Raw genomic sequence first — 19,445 nt, 5'->3', positions numbered from 1 at the left:
CAAATTTGCAATAAATGTGTAGGGAGGTATAAAAGAAGGAGAGTCAATATGTTATTTGACTCTCCAAATTTATCCCTGTTTAGGAAATGATCAGCCGTTTAATGATTTCTATTTGTTACGAATCTTTAGCACGTACTGTAAATTTGAAACGACTAAAATGAACACGATAATAAAAATCCCAAATAATTGTGAGACGCCTGTGATTACAGAGTAGGCAATCATTAAAAACAGCGCGAATAATAATAGAGCGTTCATACTTGTGAATGCCCCATATAAACCTTGAAGCATAACATGTCGTTCGCCTTCATCACTCATTTCCAATAACTTCTTTGCGTACTGTTTATCGTTTACAGAAGGGAGATTTCGTTCAGGTGAAATTTTATTTACCATTTCTAAGTAGACAAAATTTAGTATCATGCACAATAAAGAAAGAGCAAGGGTTATGAAAATAAATGCATTATGTTGTTCTGTCACTGCTACAATGGCTAACGTCAAGATAGAGAAATACAGAGCGGTGTTGATAGCAAAAGAGATATCACAATATGTTCGATATTGTTGTTCTTCACGGTTGTCTTCTTCCTCCCCAGACAACTCCTTCTTATTCATTCTCTTCATTCTGACATAACCACTCAAACTAAAAAGAATTAATAAAATGGTAATCACCATGAAAATAATCATTAATTCAGTGGACATAAATGGAATGTTTACATCCAGCTGAAAATCAAGCAATATATACATCAAAATAAATCCGACTGCGGCACCTGCTAACATCTGTCCAATTGTTTTTTTCACAATTCATCCTCCTCGAAAAAGAAAATATTCTCTATTGATTCATCGAAAATCTTTGCTATTCGAACTGCGATTAATAATGATGGAACAAATTCCTCACGTTCGATAAGACTAACTGTTTGCCGTGATATTTTGGCAAGTTTGGCAAGTTCTGTTTGATTAAGTCCATCTCGTGCACGAAGCTCCTTCAACCTTGTTTTCATTTCCTCACCTCATATGGCTATTGTAAGGTATCTTTTTCAATTTGACAAGTATATTTGTCAAACTGAATATTTAATTAGTCAATTTATTATCTATTGATAAAACAGATACATATCTATCGATTCTATTTGAATTTTGAATGAAACAATCGGATTTATGAATGTTAGAATTTGAGAATGTGAGGATCAACGTATAAAGGAATAGAATTTTTATCATCGGCATAGAAATCATCCAAGGAGAGGGATAACATGGAAAACAAAGTAATCTTATTATCATCAGATCAGCTCGGGATGGGAGAACCTGCGCTAGGAGAGAATATACTAGAAACGTTCTTTGCCATTCTTAAGCAAAAAGAAAAACTACCAAAAGCTATTTTCTGTATGAACAGAGGTGTTTTTACACTAACCGAAAGTTCGTTCGTATCCCTTCAGTTAGTTGAAATAGAGAAGAAGGGCGTCGATATTTTAGCATGTAAAACGTGTGTAGATTACTATGAGCTAGGGGAGAAGCTTGTTGCTGGAAATATCAGTAGCATGGCCCATTTTATTGAATTAGCTTCAAAATATGAAGTCCTGACTTTATCATAATTAAGTCTTTTTAAAAGGAGAAACATGAAAATGAATCTATACAACAAGATATTCAAACAATACTGGAATCCCTATTTTGCGATTGGAATTGCAGGATTACTAAGTGCACTGTATTTTGGTATAACCGGAACTGTATGGGCAGTCACAGGAGAGTTTACTAGATTAGGAGGACATGTTCTGCAGTTGTTCGGAGTTGATGTATCTGAATGGGCCTATTTTGAGTTAATCGGACTAAATGGCTCGCCTATTAACCGTACAGATGGTTGGATAGTGATCGGAATGCTTGTTGGAGCATTGATGATGATTTTGTTAAGTGGTAGTTTTAAAATCCGTATGCCTAAGCAAAAACGTCGTCTTGTACAAGGCTTTATTGGTGGGATTATCGCAGGCTTTGGCGCAAGGCTGGCAATGGGATGTAATTTAGCTGCCTTCTTCACAGGAGTTCCTCAGTTTTCCTTCCATGCTTGGATTTTTATGGTCATGACAGCGATTGGAACATACTTTGGTGTAAAAGTCGTTAATACGAAATGGTGGCTGGGAAAGCCGAACTTACAAAGCAATAAGGGAAAAAAAGTGATTAGAAAGAATCACGTTAAACAATCCAATATCCAGCCCATCTTAGGGTGGAGCGTAGCTATCTTGTATGGAGCAATTATTATTTATTTCCTAGCTACTGGAAAGGTTCTTCTTGCGGTGGGCGCACTTGCTGGGGCATTATTTGGTATTTTAATTGAACGTGGCCAAATTTGTTTCACATCCGCTTTCCGTGATCTATGGATTAGCGGGCGTGCCGTAATGTCAAAGGCGATTGCAGTAGGAATGATGGTGAGTGTTGTGATTACGTTCATTTTTATCCAAACAGGTTCTGCCCAAATTATCAAAATGGCTGCACCAAGTACGGTGATTGGGGGACTTTTATTTGGTTTCGGAATTGTTCTTGCTGGTGGTTGTGAAACTGGAATGATGTATCGTGCTATGGAAGGACAAGTGCTATTCTTCGTTGTCGGAGCGGGGAATATTGTCGGTGCTACGATACTATCTTACGGCTGGGATCACCTTGGCATCTTCAACGCACTGGCTGCTGGATGGCCACGGGTCAATTTAATCAATGAGTGGGGAGCAACTGGAGCCCTTTTTGGCACATTAGCGATGCTAGTACTCTGGTTCTTGTTCTCTAACTGGTGGGAAAAACGCTTCCGTTATGGCAAAGGGATCAAACAAGAACAAACAAAGCATATTGTCGTAAAGGAGGGGTAATTCATGTCTCAAGAGTTAGAAATTGACTATACTTTAGATATTCGCGGTGAGCCTTGACCATACCCAGTCATTTATGCGCTGGATGCGCTGAAAACCATGAGAATCGGAGAAGTGCTGGAGGTCATTGCGGATTGTCCTCAATCCTTCCGCAGTGTTCCTGAAGAAGCTGTTAAACATGGATATGAACTAGTCGAAGAGCCGGAAAAGGATGGACAAGATATTTACTTTTATATAAAAGTGGTAAAGTAGGACAAGGTGGGACGAAGAGCCCACCTTGTTTTTTTATTGTCAGGAATTTATAAATTCCCTCGACTTGTGGATAACGTATTCGTATAAACAGTTGGCGTATCGGCATGAAAAAATAACAGGAGAAATTCCGCTTAATGAGCAAGCATCATGAAAAAGAGCCAAAATAACAGGAAAATTTCCTGCTACTCCCTCAAAAAATGCCAAAATAAACGATTTTGCTCTCCATAAGCGGAAAATCTTCCGTTATTTCTCCTAAAAGGGGCTCCATCGAGGAGATAACAGGAAAAATTCCGCTTAAGGGGGAGAGATGGTTGGAACGAATGAGACAAATCGGAAGCTTCCTGCATTTTGTAGGAGCTTTGTTCGTAAATTTGAAAAACGTTCAGAATAACTTAACAGATTTTTTATAAGGTGAGTGAAAAGTTGAAGAAATGGATCAAAAAAAGGTTAGCTTATTTATATTCTGAGATATTATCTGCGATCATCGTCTTAATTCTTGTCAGCTGCTTATTACACGGTGCATTCCCCAATCTAGAATTGTATTGGTTACCCTCATTTTGGGCATTATTTATCCTTTTAGAATTTCTGCTTATACTAAAAATTTAAGAGTACTGCCCATTGGATATAAAAAAACTATGGTAAAATATTGGTGCGATGAACCTGAGAATAGGAGAGAAGAAATAAGTGAAGACAGTAGTAGTAATTGGCGGAGGTATAACAGGGTTATCCGCTATGTATGAATTGCAAAAATGGAAGAAAGCAAGTGGAACAGATGTCAGGTTAGTACTGATTGAGGCGTCCAATCAGCTTGGTGGGAAAATTCGAACAGTAAAGCAAAATGAGTTTTTGATGGAAACAGGGGCAGATTCGATTGTGGCTCGTAAACTGGATATAATGCCTGTGATAGAAGAACTTGGTTTGGAAAAAGAAGTTGTCTACAATGCGACGGGCCTTTCTTATATATACACGGATGGAGAAATAAAGCCCATTCCAGAGGATTCTGTCTTCGGTATTCCTGCAAGCATTGAATCACTCGTGAACAGCACGATCGTATCTGCCGAGGGAAAAGTGGCGGCATTGAAGGATTTGTATACACCTAACGAAACCTTCACGAAGAGCGATTCGGTCGGTCGATTTCTAGAATACTTTCTTGGGCAAGAATTAGTTGAGAAACAAATTGCTCCTGTTCTTTCCGGAGTCTATTCGGGAACACTTAATGACTTAACGATTGCCTCAACTCTACCTTATTTACTTGATTATAAAAATAAATATGGAAGTATGATACGAGGACTTGAAAAAAATAAACAGAAGTTTATAAGTGGCGAAAAGAAATTTCTTTCATTTCAAAATGGCCTAGATTCGTTAATTGATGCGTTCGAGGAAAAGCTTGCTGATGTAGAGATTTTAAAGAATACAGAGGTTCAAAAAATCAAAAAAGAAAACCGTCACTATCAGGTGTATGTGAACAATCAGGAACCAATAATAGCGGACAATATGATTCTAAGCATCCCACATTCAGGCGCTCAATCATTGTTTCATGCCCCGGAATTAAAGAGAGAATTTGCGAACCTCAAAAGTAGTTCACTTATTAGTGTGTACCTTGGTTTTAACGTATCTGACAGCATCCTTCCTGCAGATGGTACGGGCTTCATCACTGCGAATACTGAGGAATTATCCTGCAATGCTTGTACGTGGACAAGCCGGAAATGGAAGCATACCACAAAATCAGGAAATCTGCTTATTAGACTTTTTTATAAAAGTAGTCATCCTTCCTTCGATTCATTAATGAATATGAATAATGAAGAACTGCTTAAAATTGCTTTAACTGATATTCAAAAGAGCCTAGGGATAAAAGCTGAGCCCGTCGCCACTGAAGTTACCAATTGGACTAACCAAATGCCGAATTATTTGATTACCCATCCACAAAGTGTCGAAGCTCTGGAAAGAAAAATGGCAGCTGACTACCCAGGAATCATTCTTGCTGGTTGTTCTTATTATGGTGTAGGAATCCCAGACTGTATTAAAAACGGAGCAGATTCAGCCACGAAGATCATACAGAGAATTTAATAAATGGGGAATAGAAGTTTTACAAATGAGAGATGCGTGCAAAAGCCAGAAAGAAGAAATAGAATTTAGTAAAAAACACAAGTATGTGTTTATGATGGACCTAGGAAAGGTTGGATAGGATTAAAAAAGGGAGGCCTTTTCACCGACGCTGTGAAATATACATGGGGGAAAGGTTCCTTTAATAATCCTCTTTCTGTTTTGTGGTATTTTCCTGTTTTGCATCAAAAAGGTCGTGCGAAATTTCATTCAGTTTATTGAGAAATCGGTTAAAGCCAAACCCCACGAAAAAAGCGACACTTACTTGACCGTACGGAGCATCGATATGCTCTGTAAATTCAATTAAAAAAATTCCGCTTTGCACTAGGGTAACAGCGATGACGGACGTACCAGTTGCAAAAATCGGATAAAATATATACATCACCCAATCGCGATAATTGGTTAATTCACCCTTCCGATAATGCGAACAAAACATATAGAGATGCCGTAATGAGCCACCAATTGCCCCAGCTAAAAAGTAATACAAGAATACCTCAATCTTTGAAAGGATGGGAAACAACTCTTCAAGTGCACCCACCCATAATAACCCTACAGCAAAAAAACTTCCAAAGAACAAAAACGATAGGTAACCTAAAATCACAATTTTTAACCAACGTTTCAAATGATCACCCCATACCATTATGTTATGGGCGTTCGTTGCAAATGGTTCAAATTGATGTACTGAAAAATAGCAGGAGCTGGGTATTTTTAAAAGAGAGTTAATATGTCACTAAAAACATAAATTGCTATCTGCTATTGAGTCTGGACTTCAGTAATTTATTTGTATTTCGATTAGCAGGAAACGTTTGTTCTTATTTTTGGTTTTTGTTATAATGTGTTAAATGAATGACGTATAGAGCGATAAAATTTCTCATTAAGATATTTTTAAGGTAATAAATGAAAAGATTAAAATATGAAAGATTATTTTAGAAAAAACCTTTATAATATATTAATGAATTGTGGGGGTTTAGATAATGACTTTAAGTATATTGGAAAAAGAGTTACAAGATTCCGAAGAAAACATTGTAAAGAATAGAATTAAGACCCAAAAAGATATAAATCTATTATCTTTATTTTCTGGATGCGGTGGAATGGATCTTGGCTTTGAGGGTGGATTTAAAGTGCTTAAAGATTCACTTAATAAAGATATCAATCCTCATTGGTTCACGAAAGAAATTGATGAAAATTGGTCTATTCTTAAACAAACTAGATTTAAGACTGTATTCGCAAATGATATACGACCTGATGCAAAGTTAGCTTGGCAATCATTTTTTGGAAAAAGAGGAATTTCTAGCAAAACTTATCACTTAGAGAGTATTGTTGATCTTGTGAAAAAATATCATGATGAGGGTAATAACTCTTTTCCAGAGAATATTGATGTGGTTACAGGTGGATTCCCATGTCAAGATTTTTCAATAGCAGGTAAAAGGCAAGGTTTTAATTCGAATAAATCGCATACAGGGCTATTGTATGAGGCGTCTGAGCCGAGTGTTGAAAGTCGTGGACAGCTATATATGTGGATGAGAGAAGTCATTTCCATTACGAAACCGAAAGTATTTGTGGCTGAAAATGTAAAAGGGTTAGTTAATTTAGGTGATGTAAAAGAAGTGATTGAAAATGACTTTAGAATGATAGGCGGGAATGGATATCTCGTAATTCCAGCTAAAGTTCTTCATGCAGCAGAGTACGGTGTTCCACAATCAAGGGAGAGAGTCATTTTCTATGGTTTTAGAAAAGATGCATTAAATACCGGTACTTTACAAGAATTATCGAAGGATTTTATTTCAGATATGTACGATCCCTACCCTAAAAAAACTCATTTCTTACCAAACGATCAACCTAATATTTTTGCGATCAACGAAGAAGATCAACGGCGAAAGTTTGTTACCGTAAAACAAGCGTTTGTCGATTTAAAAGAACCAGAGGAAAGTGATGATTTAGCACAAAGAAGTTACTCTAAAGCTAAATTTATGGGAAAGCACTGTCAAGGCCAAACAGAAGTTAATCTTTCAGGGCTTGGACCAACCATTCGCTCAGAACACCATGGTAATATTGAGTTTAGAAGGTTATCAGAAGAAAATGGTGGAAAAATAGGAGAAGAACTTTCAAAAGGGATGAAGCAGAGACGTTTAACGGTTAGAGAATGCGCTAGAATACAAACATTTCCAGATGATTATGAATTTGTTTGGAAAAAGAATGAAAATACTAATGGTTTATCTGCATCTAGTGCCTATAAAATTATTGGAAATGCTGTACCGCCATTACTAGGATATCATATTGCAAAAAGATTGGAAGATAACTGGGACCTTTATTTTAAAGGGGAATAAACTATATGTTGATCTCAACTAACAACAAGCCTTCATATGAAGCATTTACCGAACTTGTGCATAAAACTTGCAAATATTTGAATGAAGATGCTGTCAGACGACCAGATTATTATTTAAGTAGAAATGGAACTAAGTTAGAGGAAGATATTTTTGAACTAATGGTAAGATTTGCTAAAGAAACCGTTTTTGAAGATACAATTGAATTAATATCTAATCAACGTTTTCCTGATATAATCGCATCAAAATATTATGGTGTTGAGGTAAAAACTTCGAAGGGGAAAAATTGGACAAGTACTGGAAGTAGTATTGTTGAATCTACAAGAATACAGAGTGTAGAACGAATATTTTTGCTTTTTGGCAAGTTATCAGAACCAGTTGAATTTAGAGCCAGACCCTATGAAGAATGCCTATCTGATATCGTTGTTACCCATTCTCCTCGGTATAAAATTGATATGAGTCTAAGCTCAGAAGATACAATATTTGAAAAAATGGATGTTGAATATGATCAATTTAGAAACAGTGAATCTTCGATAAATAGAGTTCAAGAATACTACAAAACTCAATTAAAACAAGGACAAAAGCTTTGGTGGATAACAGAAGGCGACCTTAAAGAAGAAAGTTCAGTATCTCCGATTGTTAAATTGTGGAGCTCTCTTGACGCAGAAGAAAAAAAGAGACTCCAGATCGAAGCATTTGCATGGTTTCCAGAGATTTTTGGAAGTAGCCAATTGAAATACAATAGATTAGCTTTATGGCTTGCTACACATAAATCAACTCTTAACACCTCACTGCGGGATCTTTTTTCTGCTGGTGGAAAACAAAATATTAATACGAATAGAAAAAAATGGGTATCTCAACCGCAAATATTTCATCAATTATTTTTGGTAAAAGACGATGTAATCGAATTGATTATTCATGCTGATGAAGAATGGTTAAGAGATATTTGGGAAATAGGTGAAAATCCTATTCAAGCTGATCGATTAAAGCAATGGATTGATCTAATAGTTTGTTATTCAGAAGAGTCTAGGGACATGTTGTATGATATCTTTGAATTATAAGAGGAGTTTATTCTCAATTATTTGGTGTTTGTACTTTTGAAGATGTTTTGTGAATAATGATACCTCCCAAACGATATCTAGTGTAAAATGTAATCAAAACCATATTTCGTTAGGAGGGTCGTTATGACTGGAATGATAACTGTCATCATGATTTTCTCTATCCCGCTGGTTGCGATTGTAACAGATCATTTTCAAAAACAAACGAAAATGAAACATAAAATGCTGAAGGACCAGTTGGAATTAGAAAAATTAAAGCATGAAAACTTTTTAATTGAGACAGAGAAAATGAGACTTGAGTTAGAACAGATGGTGAGCGAGGATAAGTTTGAGAAGAAAAAAATATTGTAAACCATTAGGCCACTCTATTATTTAGAGGGCTCTTTTCATGTTTCCATACAGTTAAAATATATCTGCCTATTCAATTTTGAATCTGACATGTCACAAATAGTACAAAAGTATTCAGAAAATGAGGTTGGGGCTTGAACAGATGGTAATAGCTGACCTTAAAGTCAAACTGGAGCATTTGTAGTCTGTGTGGCACTCTTGATTACAGGGTGGTTTTTGTTTTACTACTCCTTCATCAAGAAATATGCTACTATGATAGTAACGGAATAAAAGAGGTTCTAGCACCCCTCTCTAAAAAAACTAAGATGAAGCAGTACTTCGATCTTGGGGTACTGCTTTTTCTTTTGAAAAAAGGAGTTTTTTTAATGTTGAAAGATGAAAAAGCGATTGTTGTTTTTAGTGGTGGTCAGGATAGCACAACGTGTTTGTTTTGGGCTCTAGAAACATTTAAGGAAGTGGAGGTCGTTACGTTTAATTATAATCAACGGCATATCGAAGAAATTGAATGTGCCAAGGCGATTGCGAAAGAATTAAACGTCAAGCATCATCTATTGGATATGAATTTATTAAATCAGTTAGCGCCAAATGCGTTAACAAGAGATGATATTGAAATAAAAGAGGGCGAGGAAGGGGAGCTTCCATCTACTTTTGTTCCAGGAAGGAACCTCATTTTTTTATCCTTTGCAGCTGTCCTTGCTAGTCAAGTGAATGCAAAACACATCATTACTGGTGTTTGTGAAACAGATTTTAGCGGGTATCCTGATTGCCGCGATGCCTTTATTAAATCATTGAATGTAACCATTAATCTTTCCATGGATAAGCAGTTTGTGATTCATACACCATTAATGTGGTTAGATAAAGCTGATACGTGGAAAATGGCTGATGACTTAAATGCCTTGGAATTTGTCCGTGAAAAAACTTTAACTTGTTATAACGGTGTCATTGGTGATGGTTGTGGAGAATGTCCATCTTGTAAGCTAAGAAAGAAGGGACTTGACCGTTATCTTTCAACTCGAGTGGGTGTGGCAGAATAATGGATACATCTATGTTTGGTTTTCGTATCGTAGAACAATTACAAAAAATAGAACAAGATATCCAAAAAAATGAATTGAAGTATCACCAAAAACGTGTTCTTGTCAGCAAGGAGTTTACATTTGATGCAGCCCATCATCTTCATTGCTATGAGGGGAAATGCAAAAATCTCCATGGCCACACTTATAAAGTGGTACTAGGTGTGAGTGGCTTTGTCGATGAGATTGGCATTGTCATCGATTTTGGTGACTTAAAAAAAATCTGGAAAGAGAGAATTGAAGTTCATCTTGATCACCGATATTTGAACGAAACTTTGCCAAAAATGAATACAACAGCAGAAAATATGGTGGTATGGATTTATGAACAATTACAAGATGCACTCGTAAATTCACATCCTGATACGAGAGTAGAATTCATTCGTTTGTTTGAAACTCCAACAAGCTATGCAGAAGCAAGACGGGAGTGGATGGAACATGAGTAAAATTCCTGTCATGGAAATCTTCGGTCCAACGATTCAAGGCGAAGGAATGGTTATTGGGCAAAAAACGATGTTTGTCCGCACAGCTGGGTGCGATTACTCTTGCGCTTGGTGTGATTCTGCTTTTACTTGGGATGGTTCAGGTAAAGGGTTAATTAAACAAATGACCGCAGAGGAAATTTGGCAAGAGCTTAAAAGAATTGGCGGGGAAGGGTTTTCCTTTGTTACTTTATCTGGTGGAAACCCTGCTCTATTGAAAAACCTTACGTATTTAATCGATATATTGAAAGAAAATCAAATCGAAATTGGTTTAGAAACGCAAGGGAGTAAATGGCAGGAATGGTTCTTACAGATTGATCAGCTAACGATTTCACCAAAGCCTCCAAGCTCTAGTATGGTCACTGACTTTGATGCGTTAGACAAGATTATCAGCAGATATATTAATACCGATTCAGGCCATATTAGCTTAAAAGTTGTCATCTTTGATGACGACGATTTCTCTTATGCCAAAGAGATTCATCTTCGATATCCTAGTCTACCATTCTACTTACAAGTTGGAAATAATGATAGTCAAACAACTAATAAGAGTACACTTGTTCAACATTTATTAAATCAGTATGAATGGCTGATCAATAAAACGATTGAAGATAACGAATTGAAAAATGTGAGAGTACTCCCGCAACTCCATACTTTGATATGGGGAAATAAGCGTGGAGTGTAACTTATAGGTAACGAAAAGCTTATGAAAACCTATTGGTACTACAAATGTATCAACTTCTTTGATTTAATAAGGGAACTGTTGTTCTTCTTAAGAAATCAGGGGCCATTATTTGATGATGGAGGAGTTACGATGACAAGGAAGAAATTAAGAGAATTGGGGATCAAAGTTGGACAATTACCGCCTGGGAGCAAAAATTGTATTACAGATGTCAAAGGAGTACATATTGGCCATGTAACCCTCCATTATCCTCTAACTGAAGATGAGAATGAGTGGGCTTGTACAGGTGTTACAGCCATTCTTCCACATGGTGGAAATCTGTTCAGTAAAAAGGTGATTGCAACGAGCTTTGTTTTTAATGGATTTGGCAAGTCAACCGGATTCGTACAGCTAAACGAATTAGGAAGATTAGAATCTCCAATCATGTTAACCAATACGTTCGCAATTCCCGCTGTTACCCAAGGGACTTTAGAGTATGTGTTAGAGAAAAATCCCGAGATTGGTGAAACAACCGGTACTGTAAATATCGTGGTAGGAGAATGTAACGATAGCTATTTAAATTCGATTCGAATGATGCCGGTAAAACCAGAGCATGCAAAAGAGGCGATTAGAAAAGCTTCAACAAGTAAAGTTGAAGAAGGAGCTGTTGGAGCAGGGACTGGAATGGTGTGTCTCGGTTATAAAGGTGGAATTGGTTGTTCTTCCCGATTAGTCACAATAAATGACAATGAAGAAACGTACACGCTCGGTTGTTTAGTATTAAGTAACTTTGGCACTCAAGAAGAATTACACACGTATAATCGTTTTGTCGGAAACGAAATGAGCGATGTTGGTACTGATTCACAAACAGATGGTTCCATTATGATTGTGTTAGCGACAGATGCTCCAGTCAACGAACGGCAACTACAAAGAATCGCCAAAAGATGTGGGATTGGTTTGGGGAGAACAGGAAGTCATATGAGTCATGGTAGTGGAGACATTGTGATTGCTTTTTCAACTTCACAAACAATTCCTCATTTTTCAGAACAAAATAAGGAGCAACAGTTCCTTTTAAGAGAAGATAAATCTGTAATGAATTCTCTATTTAAGGCTGCAGCTGAAGCAACTGAGGAAGCCATTTTAAATTCATTAACTAAAGCAGAAACTAAAAAGGGTAGAAAAGGGAGAACAGTGAAAGAGCTTCCTTTTCATTTGTTGAAAAAGTAGTATAACAATTAGCTATATAAGTCTATTCATAAATAAGTATCGCTATTTTTCAAAAATAAGTGTATCATTAGAATAACAGGATTTTTGCTCTAAGCTTGCAGGCTAGTTTAATGAAAACAGGTCTGCAAGCTTTTTTATTATAAGAAATAGCTCCATTGTTAAGGTAATATCACCATGATAAGACAGATTTAGATGGAGGAATGTTTCCGCTGATTCGTTTTGGGGATACTGATTATTAATAAGATTCAAAAATATGGTTTGGAAATGGAGACTGTGCATATGAATGAGAAGGAAATTATCATTGAAATTGATAAAATTAAATCAGGCAAAGCGAATATCATTTCTTTTTACCGCAAAAATAGATTAATTGATCGTGCTCCACTAAAGCTTAAAGATAAATCAGACACGTATAACTACCAGCATCGTCACCATTTTGATGGAGATGATTTAATGAAAATTAGTGAGAAACAGTCATCTATTTCACCTTATGATGGCAGTGGAAAAATCAATGCGTGGGCAGATGAAACAAAGAGTTCATTGCAACAATTAATTTTGGACGGGAAATTCAATCGTGTTTTCAAGAAAGGGAATACGAAGTACAACGTTAAATTAGTTTGGGTGCCTGGAGAATAATATTAAAGCAAAAACTCTAGTTACTTTGACTAGGGTTTTTGCTTTAATATTTATGTGATCTCTTTCACAAATAGTTCATATAAATGCTCACTGATTCACAAAAGTTGAAGGTATAATTTGATTAGATTGAGGTTCATCCTTTATCCAAAATGAATCAGGAGGTTTTGTCATGAGTTTTGAACATGTGTTATCACCGATAAAAATTGGAAGCTTAGAGCTCAAAAACCGCTTCATCGTACCAGCTATGGGAACACATCTAGGAGAAGCAAATGGTCAAGTGTCAGAACGTACAATTGATTATTATCTTGCGAGGGTAAAAGGTGGATATAGTTTAATTTTTACTGAGTTTACCTGTGTCGATCCAGAAGGCTTAGCGATGCCTGGTCAATTATTGATTTGGGATGATACGTTTATTCCAGGACATTTAAAATTGACGTCAACGATTCATGAACATGGGGGGTTAATTTTTTGCCAACTGCACCATGCAGGTAGGGAAACATCTCAAAATTTCACAGGAAAGCAACCTGTAGGTGCATCGCCAATTCCAAGTCCTACTTATAAAGAGGTTCCTCGTGAACTTTCCACTGAAGAAGTTTATCAAGTGATTGAAAAATATATTGAGGCAGCAGTAAGAGCAAAAGAATCTGGCTATGATGGTGTGGAATTACATGGGGCACATCAATACATGATAGCACAATTTATGTCATCCTATTCCAATAAACGAATTGACGAGTTCGGTGGCTCTTTTAAAAACAGGATGAAGTTTGCGGAAAAAATCATCCAAGGTATTAAGGGTAGATGTGGACTCGATTTTCCAGTTAGTATCAGAGTCAGTGCGATCGAACCGGTAGCTGGTGGAAGAAAACTAGAGGAAACGAGAATGGTAGCAAAAACGCTTGAAGATGCTGGTGCAGATGTGATTAGCATATCAATAGGTGGTTATGGTGTCGCTCAATATACATTAGCACCTCAAGCAGTGATGCCTGGCTTTAATGCTGGAAATGCAGCATATATAAAAAAAGCGCTCACTGTTCCTGTTATCGTTGCAGGACGAATTAATGATCCATATTTGGCTGAAGATATTATTGCTTCAGGTTCTGCCGATTTACTTGCACTAGGAAGAACGTCTCTTGCAGATCCGGAGTTTCCAAATAAAGTAACCGAGAACCGAGTGAATGAAATTATCCCTTGTGTAGCCTGTCTGCAACGTTGTGCTGGGGCAAGAGGGAGAGATGAATGGGATACAGGTGTTTCTTGTACCTATAACCCTTTTACTGGAAAAGAAGGGCTGTTAAAAATTGAGCCTGTTGAGGAGCCAAAGAAAATTGCGATTTTCGGTGCTGGACCTGCTGGACTGGAAACGGCGTGGATTGCAGCAAAAAGAGGCCATCATGTTACATTAATTGAAAAAAAGGACCGCCCAGGTGGTCAGGTTGCTATTGGTGCGATGCCACCTCATAAACAAGAATTGATTAAAGCCATTCAGGCTTACGTGACTTTAGGAGAAAAATATGGTGTTACGTTCCAATTCGGACAAGAAGCAACCCCAGAAATGCTGGTGGAATTCGATGAAATAGTACTGGCAACAGGTGGAGTTCCCATTCGTCCTGCTTTTGACGGAATTGAAGAATCCGGAGTTCTAGATGCAGTCGATGTCATTGAAGGGAAAGAAAGAGTTGGGCATAAGGTATTAATTATTGGTGGCGGACTTGTCGGTGTAGAAACCGCTGATCTTTTAGGAGAACATGGACACGAAGTAACGGTCATGGAAATGAAAGAAGATGTTGCAATGGATGAGCATTTTGATGTGAAGAGCATGCTATTAGAGCGATTGAATCAGTATGGTGTTGAAATTTTGACTAATTCAAAAGTGAAAGCATTATCCAAAGGGGCAGTTCTTTTTGAAAGAAACGAACAAGAGGAAAAATTAGAAGGCTTTGATCATATTATTCTGGCTCTTGGAGCAACATCTAATAATCCACTTGAAGAGCAATTACTTTCCCTAAGAAAAAATATTACGGTTATAGGCGATGCTCTTCAAGCAAGAACCATTACAGAAGCTGTGTATGAAGGGGCTAAATTAGCGGTTAAAATCTAGAAATCAATAGAATGAATTAATCGTTTATAAGTGGAGCAACATATGTGACAGAATATTCATCAGTAGACCAAATCAAAATGATTTGGTCTTATTTCCATTTATAACAATGATTAATGCATGTTATTTAAATCGCTCTACCGATACCGAGAGGAGGTGAAAAAAATTTGCAAATATAGATATGTGTGTAATAGAAGGGAACATTTTTCTTGTACAATAAAAGAAAGAGGCAGTAATTTTTCTCCTGCACATCTATCAATTTCCCATTATTTTAAATGTTTCTTTAATCGTGCTGCTAGTGGAACAACGATAATACCAGCAATGACGACTTGCATAATGTTTCCTGGTACTGAACCAAATGGTAACATCCAGTTACTATAAAGGAGTACTTCCGCAAAATAATAACCTACCACTTTAATAATTAAAGCAACGGCAACAGCCATTGAATAAACGTATAGCTTTTTACCTGGAAGCTTTTCAGCGATTAAGCCAGCAAAATAACCCATCGCACCGACAATAACGAAAGTAAATGGGGCCCAGGCAGTCCAACCAGAAATAAGGTCAAATAACCCCATTCCAACAGCCCCAGCAATCGCTCCAGATTTTCTACCATAAAGAAAAGCAGCTATAAATAGGGGGACGTTTCCTAAGTGGATGAGTCCGCCATTTCCCATAATAGGGAGTCGGATATTAATAAACATCGTCGATACAAACACCAATGCAATAAAAAGAGCATTGATAACGAGGGTTTTTGTTTTCACTGATTGTTTTGGTGCCAAAGTTGAATTCATCTGTTAACCTCTTTCTAGTTTTTAATTATTATCATACTATGAAAATTGACGTAAATAAATATTAAATCATATTTTGTAAGAATATGTTATCGTATAATTACTAAACATCCAATTTTTTATTAGAACGGAGACCTTATTTCATGACTTGGAAGAAATTTGTATTCTATCAATCCATCATATTTATCGCCCTTATCCTAGTTGCTGTTTATTCCGATCCTTACATCGGTAAGCCGTTTTCTTATGTTGATTTAATCGCAATGTTTGTCACAGTACCATTATATATATTGCTTGTTGGTTTTAATGGTAAGCTATATAGCCGTATTAACACGAGCCTTAGAAACAAAATGTTCTTTTCAATTATCGCCTTCATTTTGGCATTCATATTGATCGTATCTACAGATAATATATGGTTTGAAGTCACAGGTAAAATGTTATTTAGTTAATATCCCGATATAAAAATTGAAAATTGAGAAATTTATGATACGATCAAACTAACAAGAATACTCTTGTTAATTTGGTTGAAAAGGGTGATGAAATGACAAAACGATGGGGCTTTACGTACATATTTTGTAATGATTTAGCGAAAATGAAACAGTTTTATACGGAAATTCTTCATCTAGATCTTATTTGGGAAAGCGATAAATCTCTCGCTTTTAAAATCGGTGATCATCAATTAAGTATCGATTTCCATGAATATTACACTCCATTTGCTTCCGGTTTCTCGATTCAACCAGGTTGGCAAGGTGGTACCGAACCAAGAATAAGTTGGTCATTAGAGTGTGATAATGAAGATTTCATCCAAATTGTACAATCTGCCATTCAAAATGAGATTCCCAAATACTATCATGAACCTAAATGGAACGGTTATTGGAGCTTTCCGATATTGGACCCAATGAATAATACAATCGAAATAACATGTTGAGAATAAGAGCTTGTTCTTTGAATAGGAGTAAATTGGAATGTACTAAGTCTGAGAGTGGTTATTATTGGACTCAATTAAGATAAAAAAATAAAAAAGGAGTCGTATTTACGCTAAAAAACGTCTAATACGACTCCTTTTATTATTGAAAACATTGAATGTTTATGTTAAATTTATATAGATATACATTGTATTTATTAATTTAAATCTAATATCCCTATTTTAATTATACAATGTAATTAATTTATTCGTCAACCTTTATATAAAACTTTTTTTAGGAGTGTTTGCCATGGAGTCAAATTTTCAGCAAGAGCAAAAGCGAGTAGACCTTGTAATGGGAATCATAACAGATGAGCTCAATCGATTGGAAGAAGAAAAGTCTAAACGTAAAAACGAAGTAGTCGATATCCGCAAGCACTTTTGGGATGAAGTAAAGGTGAACTTAGATTCCTTTGACGATTATCTTGAAACCATTATTGGTTTGAGACAAGAGGTTCAGGCCTTGTCCGTTAGCCAAAGTAGCCATAGACATGCAGCAAAGCGCTTGTCTACGTTACAACGAATGCATGAGGTTCCTTATTTTGGACGAATTGATTTATTAGAAGAAGGTACGACAAAAGCTGAACAAATTTATATCGGGATATCCACGCTCAGGGATCCGAGCAGTGATGACTTTCTAATATACGATTGGCGTGCCCCTGTCTCAAGTGTTTACTACGATTACCAACCAGGTCCTGTAAAATATGAAACGCCTGGAGGTACGATCCATGGAATTTTGGAGAAAAAGTGGCAATATTTAATACGTGATGGCGAACTCCAGTCGATGTTTGATACGAGTCTGACAATTGGAGATGAAATCTTACAGCAGGTTCTCGGCAAAGGGACAGATAAGAAAATGCATAATATTGTTGCGACAATTCAGCAGGAACAAAACAAAATCATTCGTCATGATCTTGGGAGGCTGCTCATTGTCCATGGGGCAGCAGGAAGTGGCAAAACTTCGGCCGCAATGCAACGAATAGCTTATTTGCTATACAAATATCGTGATCGCTTGAATGCTGATCAAATCATTCTCTTCTCTCCGAATACGATGTTTAATAGTTACGTATCTAATGTCCTACCTGAACTCGGTGAAGAGAATATGCAGCAGGTCACCTTTCAAGAATATTTAGACCATCGACTAAGTAAAGATTTTCGAGTGGAAACTCCATTTGAGCAATTAGAATATGTTTTGACAAGAGAGAAGACGCCTGAATACTTTACAAGATTAGCGAGTATCCAATTTAAAGCGTCCACTCGTTTTTTTGAAGCACTTCAATTATACAGACAGTCACTAGAAAACTCAGGTATGAAATTCAAAGATATTGTATTTAGAGAAAAAACGATTATCACAGCTGAGCAGATTGAAAACCACTTTTACAGTGGTGATCCTTCGATTCGTTTCCATAATCGACTTGATAATTTGAAGGATTGGCTTATCAAGCAACTAAAAGAACTTCATAAGGATGAATGGAAGAAACCATGGGTACAAGAAGAAATCGAGCTCCTAAGTGATGATGAATATCACCAGGCACATCTTCAACTTGCAGAAAAACGAGGCTTTAAAAGGGAAGAGACAGCAGATTATGAGATGGAGCCGAAAGCACTAGCTCGATTGATTGTTCAGCAAAAATTAAAACCAATAAGAAAACAAATTCGTGATTATCGTTTTATTCATATAACGGAAATCTACAAGCAACTTTTTGTAGAGGATGAGCAAATGATGAAGGGGTTAAACGCAGAGGTTCCGCCTGAGTGGCCAACAATTTGTCGATCAACAATAGATATGTTGGAGGATGGGAAGCTATATTACGAGGATGCTACTCCTTTTCTATTATTGAAGGAGCTGATAGAAGGCTTTCATATCAATAGCTCAATTAGACATATTGTTGTTGATGAAGCACAGGATTATTCTCCGTTTCAATTTGAGTTTTTGAAACGTCTATTTCCTGCAGCAAAGATGACGGTTCTTGGGGATTTTAATCAGGCAATATTTGCTCATGCAAGCGAAATGGTTGATTTCAACACTCTCTCCCATTTGTATGGACCAAGTGAAACGGAGGTGGTCAATATTGCACGAAGTTATCGATCAACAAAACCGATTATCGAATTTACACGTAGGCTTGTTCCGAATGGAGACAAAATTATTCCATTTGAACGAGATGGTGAGAAACCTATGCTCATTCAAGTCAACAACGATGAAGAACTGCACAGTTCGATTGTTTCCAAAGTCACTGAATTAAAAGAGCATAATTATCATAGCATCGCGATCATTTGCAAATCAGCAAAAGAAAGCAATTATGCTTATGAGGCTCTTTCTGAAATAAATGAGCTCAAACTTCTAAAGAGTACATCACTAGATTACGAGCAAGGTGTCGTCGTTGTGCCATCGTATTTATCAAAGGGGATCGAGTTTGATGCTGTCATTATCTATAATGCCTCACATAATGTTTACGATGATGAAAGCTTGCGTCGAACTTTTTATACAGTCTGCACGAGGGCAATGCACGAATTGATACTTTATAGTGTGGGAGAACCAACATCATTTGTAAAAGCTGTTTTGGAGCAAGGTTTCATTCAAAAGAAAATGATGTAATCTTTTCTTTCATGAAAATCAA

21 protein-coding genes are annotated in these 19,445 nt (G+C 36.7%); 17 read left to right on the top strand and 4 right to left on the bottom strand.

The features are described from left to right. Positions 1–108: 108 nt before the first annotated feature. Positions 109–792 (bottom strand): DUF3169 family protein, encoded by a 684-nt coding sequence (locus BMSHG_RS00425; protein WP_019152456.1) that lies wholly within the window; start codon positions 790–792, stop codon positions 109–111. Further along, positions 789–992, bottom strand: a complete 204-nt coding sequence (locus tag BMSHG_RS00420) for a helix-turn-helix transcriptional regulator (protein ID WP_019152455.1) — start codon at positions 990–992, stop codon at positions 789–791. Before BMSHG_RS00420 ends, BMSHG_RS00425 begins: the two co-directional genes overlap by 4 nt. A gap of 246 nt (positions 993–1,238) precedes the next feature. On the opposite strand from BMSHG_RS00420, the gene BMSHG_RS00415 reads away from it, so the two are divergent. The 5 genes from BMSHG_RS00415 (at position 1,239) to hemG (ending at position 5,150) form a co-directional block, all read left to right on the top strand. Then, positions 1,239–1,577 carry a hypothetical protein gene (locus BMSHG_RS00415; protein WP_019152454.1) on the top strand — a complete coding sequence of 113 codons (339 nt, stop codon included), beginning with the start codon at positions 1,239–1,241 and terminating at the stop codon, positions 1,575–1,577. 30 nt (positions 1,578–1,607) lie between these two features. Then, positions 1,608–2,834, top strand: coding sequence for a selenium metabolism membrane protein YedE/FdhT (yedE, locus tag BMSHG_RS00410; RefSeq protein ID WP_019152453.1), 1,227 nt, complete (start codon positions 1,608–1,610; stop codon positions 2,832–2,834). Between the two features lie 69 nt (positions 2,835–2,903). After that, the gene (locus tag BMSHG_RS28935; RefSeq protein WP_262362252.1) at positions 2,904–3,083 is read left to right on the top strand and encodes a sulfurtransferase TusA family protein; all 180 of its coding nucleotides are present in this window, start codon (positions 2,904–2,906) and stop codon (positions 3,081–3,083) included. A 423-nt stretch (positions 3,084–3,506) separates the two neighbouring features. Next, complete coding sequence (locus BMSHG_RS28075; RefSeq protein ID WP_148346778.1) at positions 3,507–3,689, top strand: hypothetical protein; 183 nt, start codon at positions 3,507–3,509, stop codon at positions 3,687–3,689. Positions 3,690–3,767: 78 nt separating this feature from the next. Then, positions 3,768–5,150, top strand: a complete 1,383-nt coding sequence (hemG, locus tag BMSHG_RS00395) for a protoporphyrinogen oxidase (RefSeq protein ID WP_019152451.1) — start codon at positions 3,768–3,770, stop codon at positions 5,148–5,150. 178 nt (positions 5,151–5,328) lie between these two features. Here hemG and BMSHG_RS00385 read toward each other — a convergent pair whose 3' ends face one another. Further along, on the bottom strand, positions 5,329–5,808 hold the full coding sequence (locus BMSHG_RS00385) for a hypothetical protein (RefSeq protein ID WP_019152449.1): 480 nt from the start codon (positions 5,806–5,808) through the stop codon (positions 5,329–5,331). A 352-nt stretch (positions 5,809–6,160) separates the two neighbouring features. Between BMSHG_RS00385 and BMSHG_RS00380 the strand changes: the two genes are divergently transcribed. The 9 genes from BMSHG_RS00380 to BMSHG_RS00340 all read left to right on the top strand — a co-directional run bounded on the left by BMSHG_RS00380 (position 6,161) and on the right by BMSHG_RS00340 (position 15,081). Then, entirely contained in the window at positions 6,161–7,513 is a 1,353-nt protein-coding gene (locus BMSHG_RS00380) for a DNA cytosine methyltransferase (RefSeq protein ID WP_019152448.1), read from the top strand. Between the two features lie 5 nt (positions 7,514–7,518). Next, entirely contained in the window at positions 7,519–8,571 is a 1,053-nt protein-coding gene (locus BMSHG_RS00375; RefSeq protein ID WP_019152447.1) for a hypothetical protein, read from the top strand. Positions 8,572–8,694: 123 nt separating this feature from the next. Then, on the top strand, positions 8,695–8,919 hold the full coding sequence (locus tag BMSHG_RS00370) for a hypothetical protein (RefSeq protein ID WP_019152446.1): 225 nt from the start codon (positions 8,695–8,697) through the stop codon (positions 8,917–8,919). Between the two features lie 362 nt (positions 8,920–9,281). Further along, positions 9,282–9,950, top strand: coding sequence for a 7-cyano-7-deazaguanine synthase QueC (gene queC, locus BMSHG_RS00365; protein ID WP_019152445.1), 669 nt, complete (start codon positions 9,282–9,284; stop codon positions 9,948–9,950). Next, the gene (queD, locus tag BMSHG_RS00360) at positions 9,950–10,429 is read left to right on the top strand and encodes a 6-carboxytetrahydropterin synthase QueD (RefSeq protein WP_019152444.1); all 480 of its coding nucleotides are present in this window, start codon (positions 9,950–9,952) and stop codon (positions 10,427–10,429) included. Before queC ends, queD begins: the two co-directional genes overlap by 1 nt. Further along, the gene (gene queE / locus BMSHG_RS00355) at positions 10,422–11,147 is read left to right on the top strand and encodes a 7-carboxy-7-deazaguanine synthase QueE (protein ID WP_019152443.1); all 726 of its coding nucleotides are present in this window, start codon (positions 10,422–10,424) and stop codon (positions 11,145–11,147) included. The genes queD and queE overlap by 8 nt, the downstream gene beginning before the upstream one ends. A 129-nt stretch (positions 11,148–11,276) precedes the next feature. After that, positions 11,277–12,350 (top strand): DmpA family aminopeptidase, encoded by a 1,074-nt coding sequence (locus BMSHG_RS00350; RefSeq protein ID WP_019152442.1) that lies wholly within the window; start codon positions 11,277–11,279, stop codon positions 12,348–12,350. A 279-nt stretch (positions 12,351–12,629) separates the two neighbouring features. Then, entirely contained in the window at positions 12,630–12,983 is a 354-nt protein-coding gene (locus BMSHG_RS00345) for a hypothetical protein (RefSeq protein ID WP_026073262.1), read from the top strand. 169 nt (positions 12,984–13,152) lie between these two features. After that, a complete protein-coding gene (locus tag BMSHG_RS00340) occupies positions 13,153–15,081 on the top strand; it encodes an NAD(P)/FAD-dependent oxidoreductase (protein ID WP_019152440.1) in 1,929 nt (642 codons plus the stop codon). Positions 15,082–15,344: 263 nt separating this feature from the next. Here BMSHG_RS00340 and BMSHG_RS00335 read toward each other — a convergent pair whose 3' ends face one another. Continuing rightward, positions 15,345–15,869 (bottom strand): ECF transporter S component, encoded by a 525-nt coding sequence (locus BMSHG_RS00335; RefSeq protein ID WP_019152439.1) that lies wholly within the window; start codon positions 15,867–15,869, stop codon positions 15,345–15,347. A 140-nt stretch (positions 15,870–16,009) separates the two neighbouring features. Between BMSHG_RS00335 and BMSHG_RS00330 the strand changes: the two genes are divergently transcribed. The 3 genes from BMSHG_RS00330 to helD all read left to right on the top strand — a co-directional run bounded on the left by BMSHG_RS00330 (position 16,010) and on the right by helD (position 19,423). After that, positions 16,010–16,312, top strand: coding sequence for a hypothetical protein (locus BMSHG_RS00330; protein WP_019152438.1), 303 nt, complete (start codon positions 16,010–16,012; stop codon positions 16,310–16,312). Between the two features lie 92 nt (positions 16,313–16,404). Beyond that, the gene (locus BMSHG_RS00325) at positions 16,405–16,791 is read left to right on the top strand and encodes a VOC family protein (protein ID WP_019152437.1); all 387 of its coding nucleotides are present in this window, start codon (positions 16,405–16,407) and stop codon (positions 16,789–16,791) included. Between the two features lie 286 nt (positions 16,792–17,077). Then, on the top strand, positions 17,078–19,423 hold the full coding sequence (gene helD / locus BMSHG_RS00320; protein ID WP_019152436.1) for an RNA polymerase recycling motor HelD: 2,346 nt from the start codon (positions 17,078–17,080) through the stop codon (positions 19,421–19,423). Positions 19,424–19,445: the final 22 nt, after the last annotated feature.

The organism is Robertmurraya massiliosenegalensis JC6, from assembly GCF_000311725.1.
GTDB lineage: Bacteria > Bacillota > Bacilli > Bacillales > Cytobacillaceae > Robertmurraya > Robertmurraya massiliosenegalensis.
Note: the sequence above shows the minus strand (reverse complement) of the source record. Positions and strands in the feature narration are given on the sequence as shown.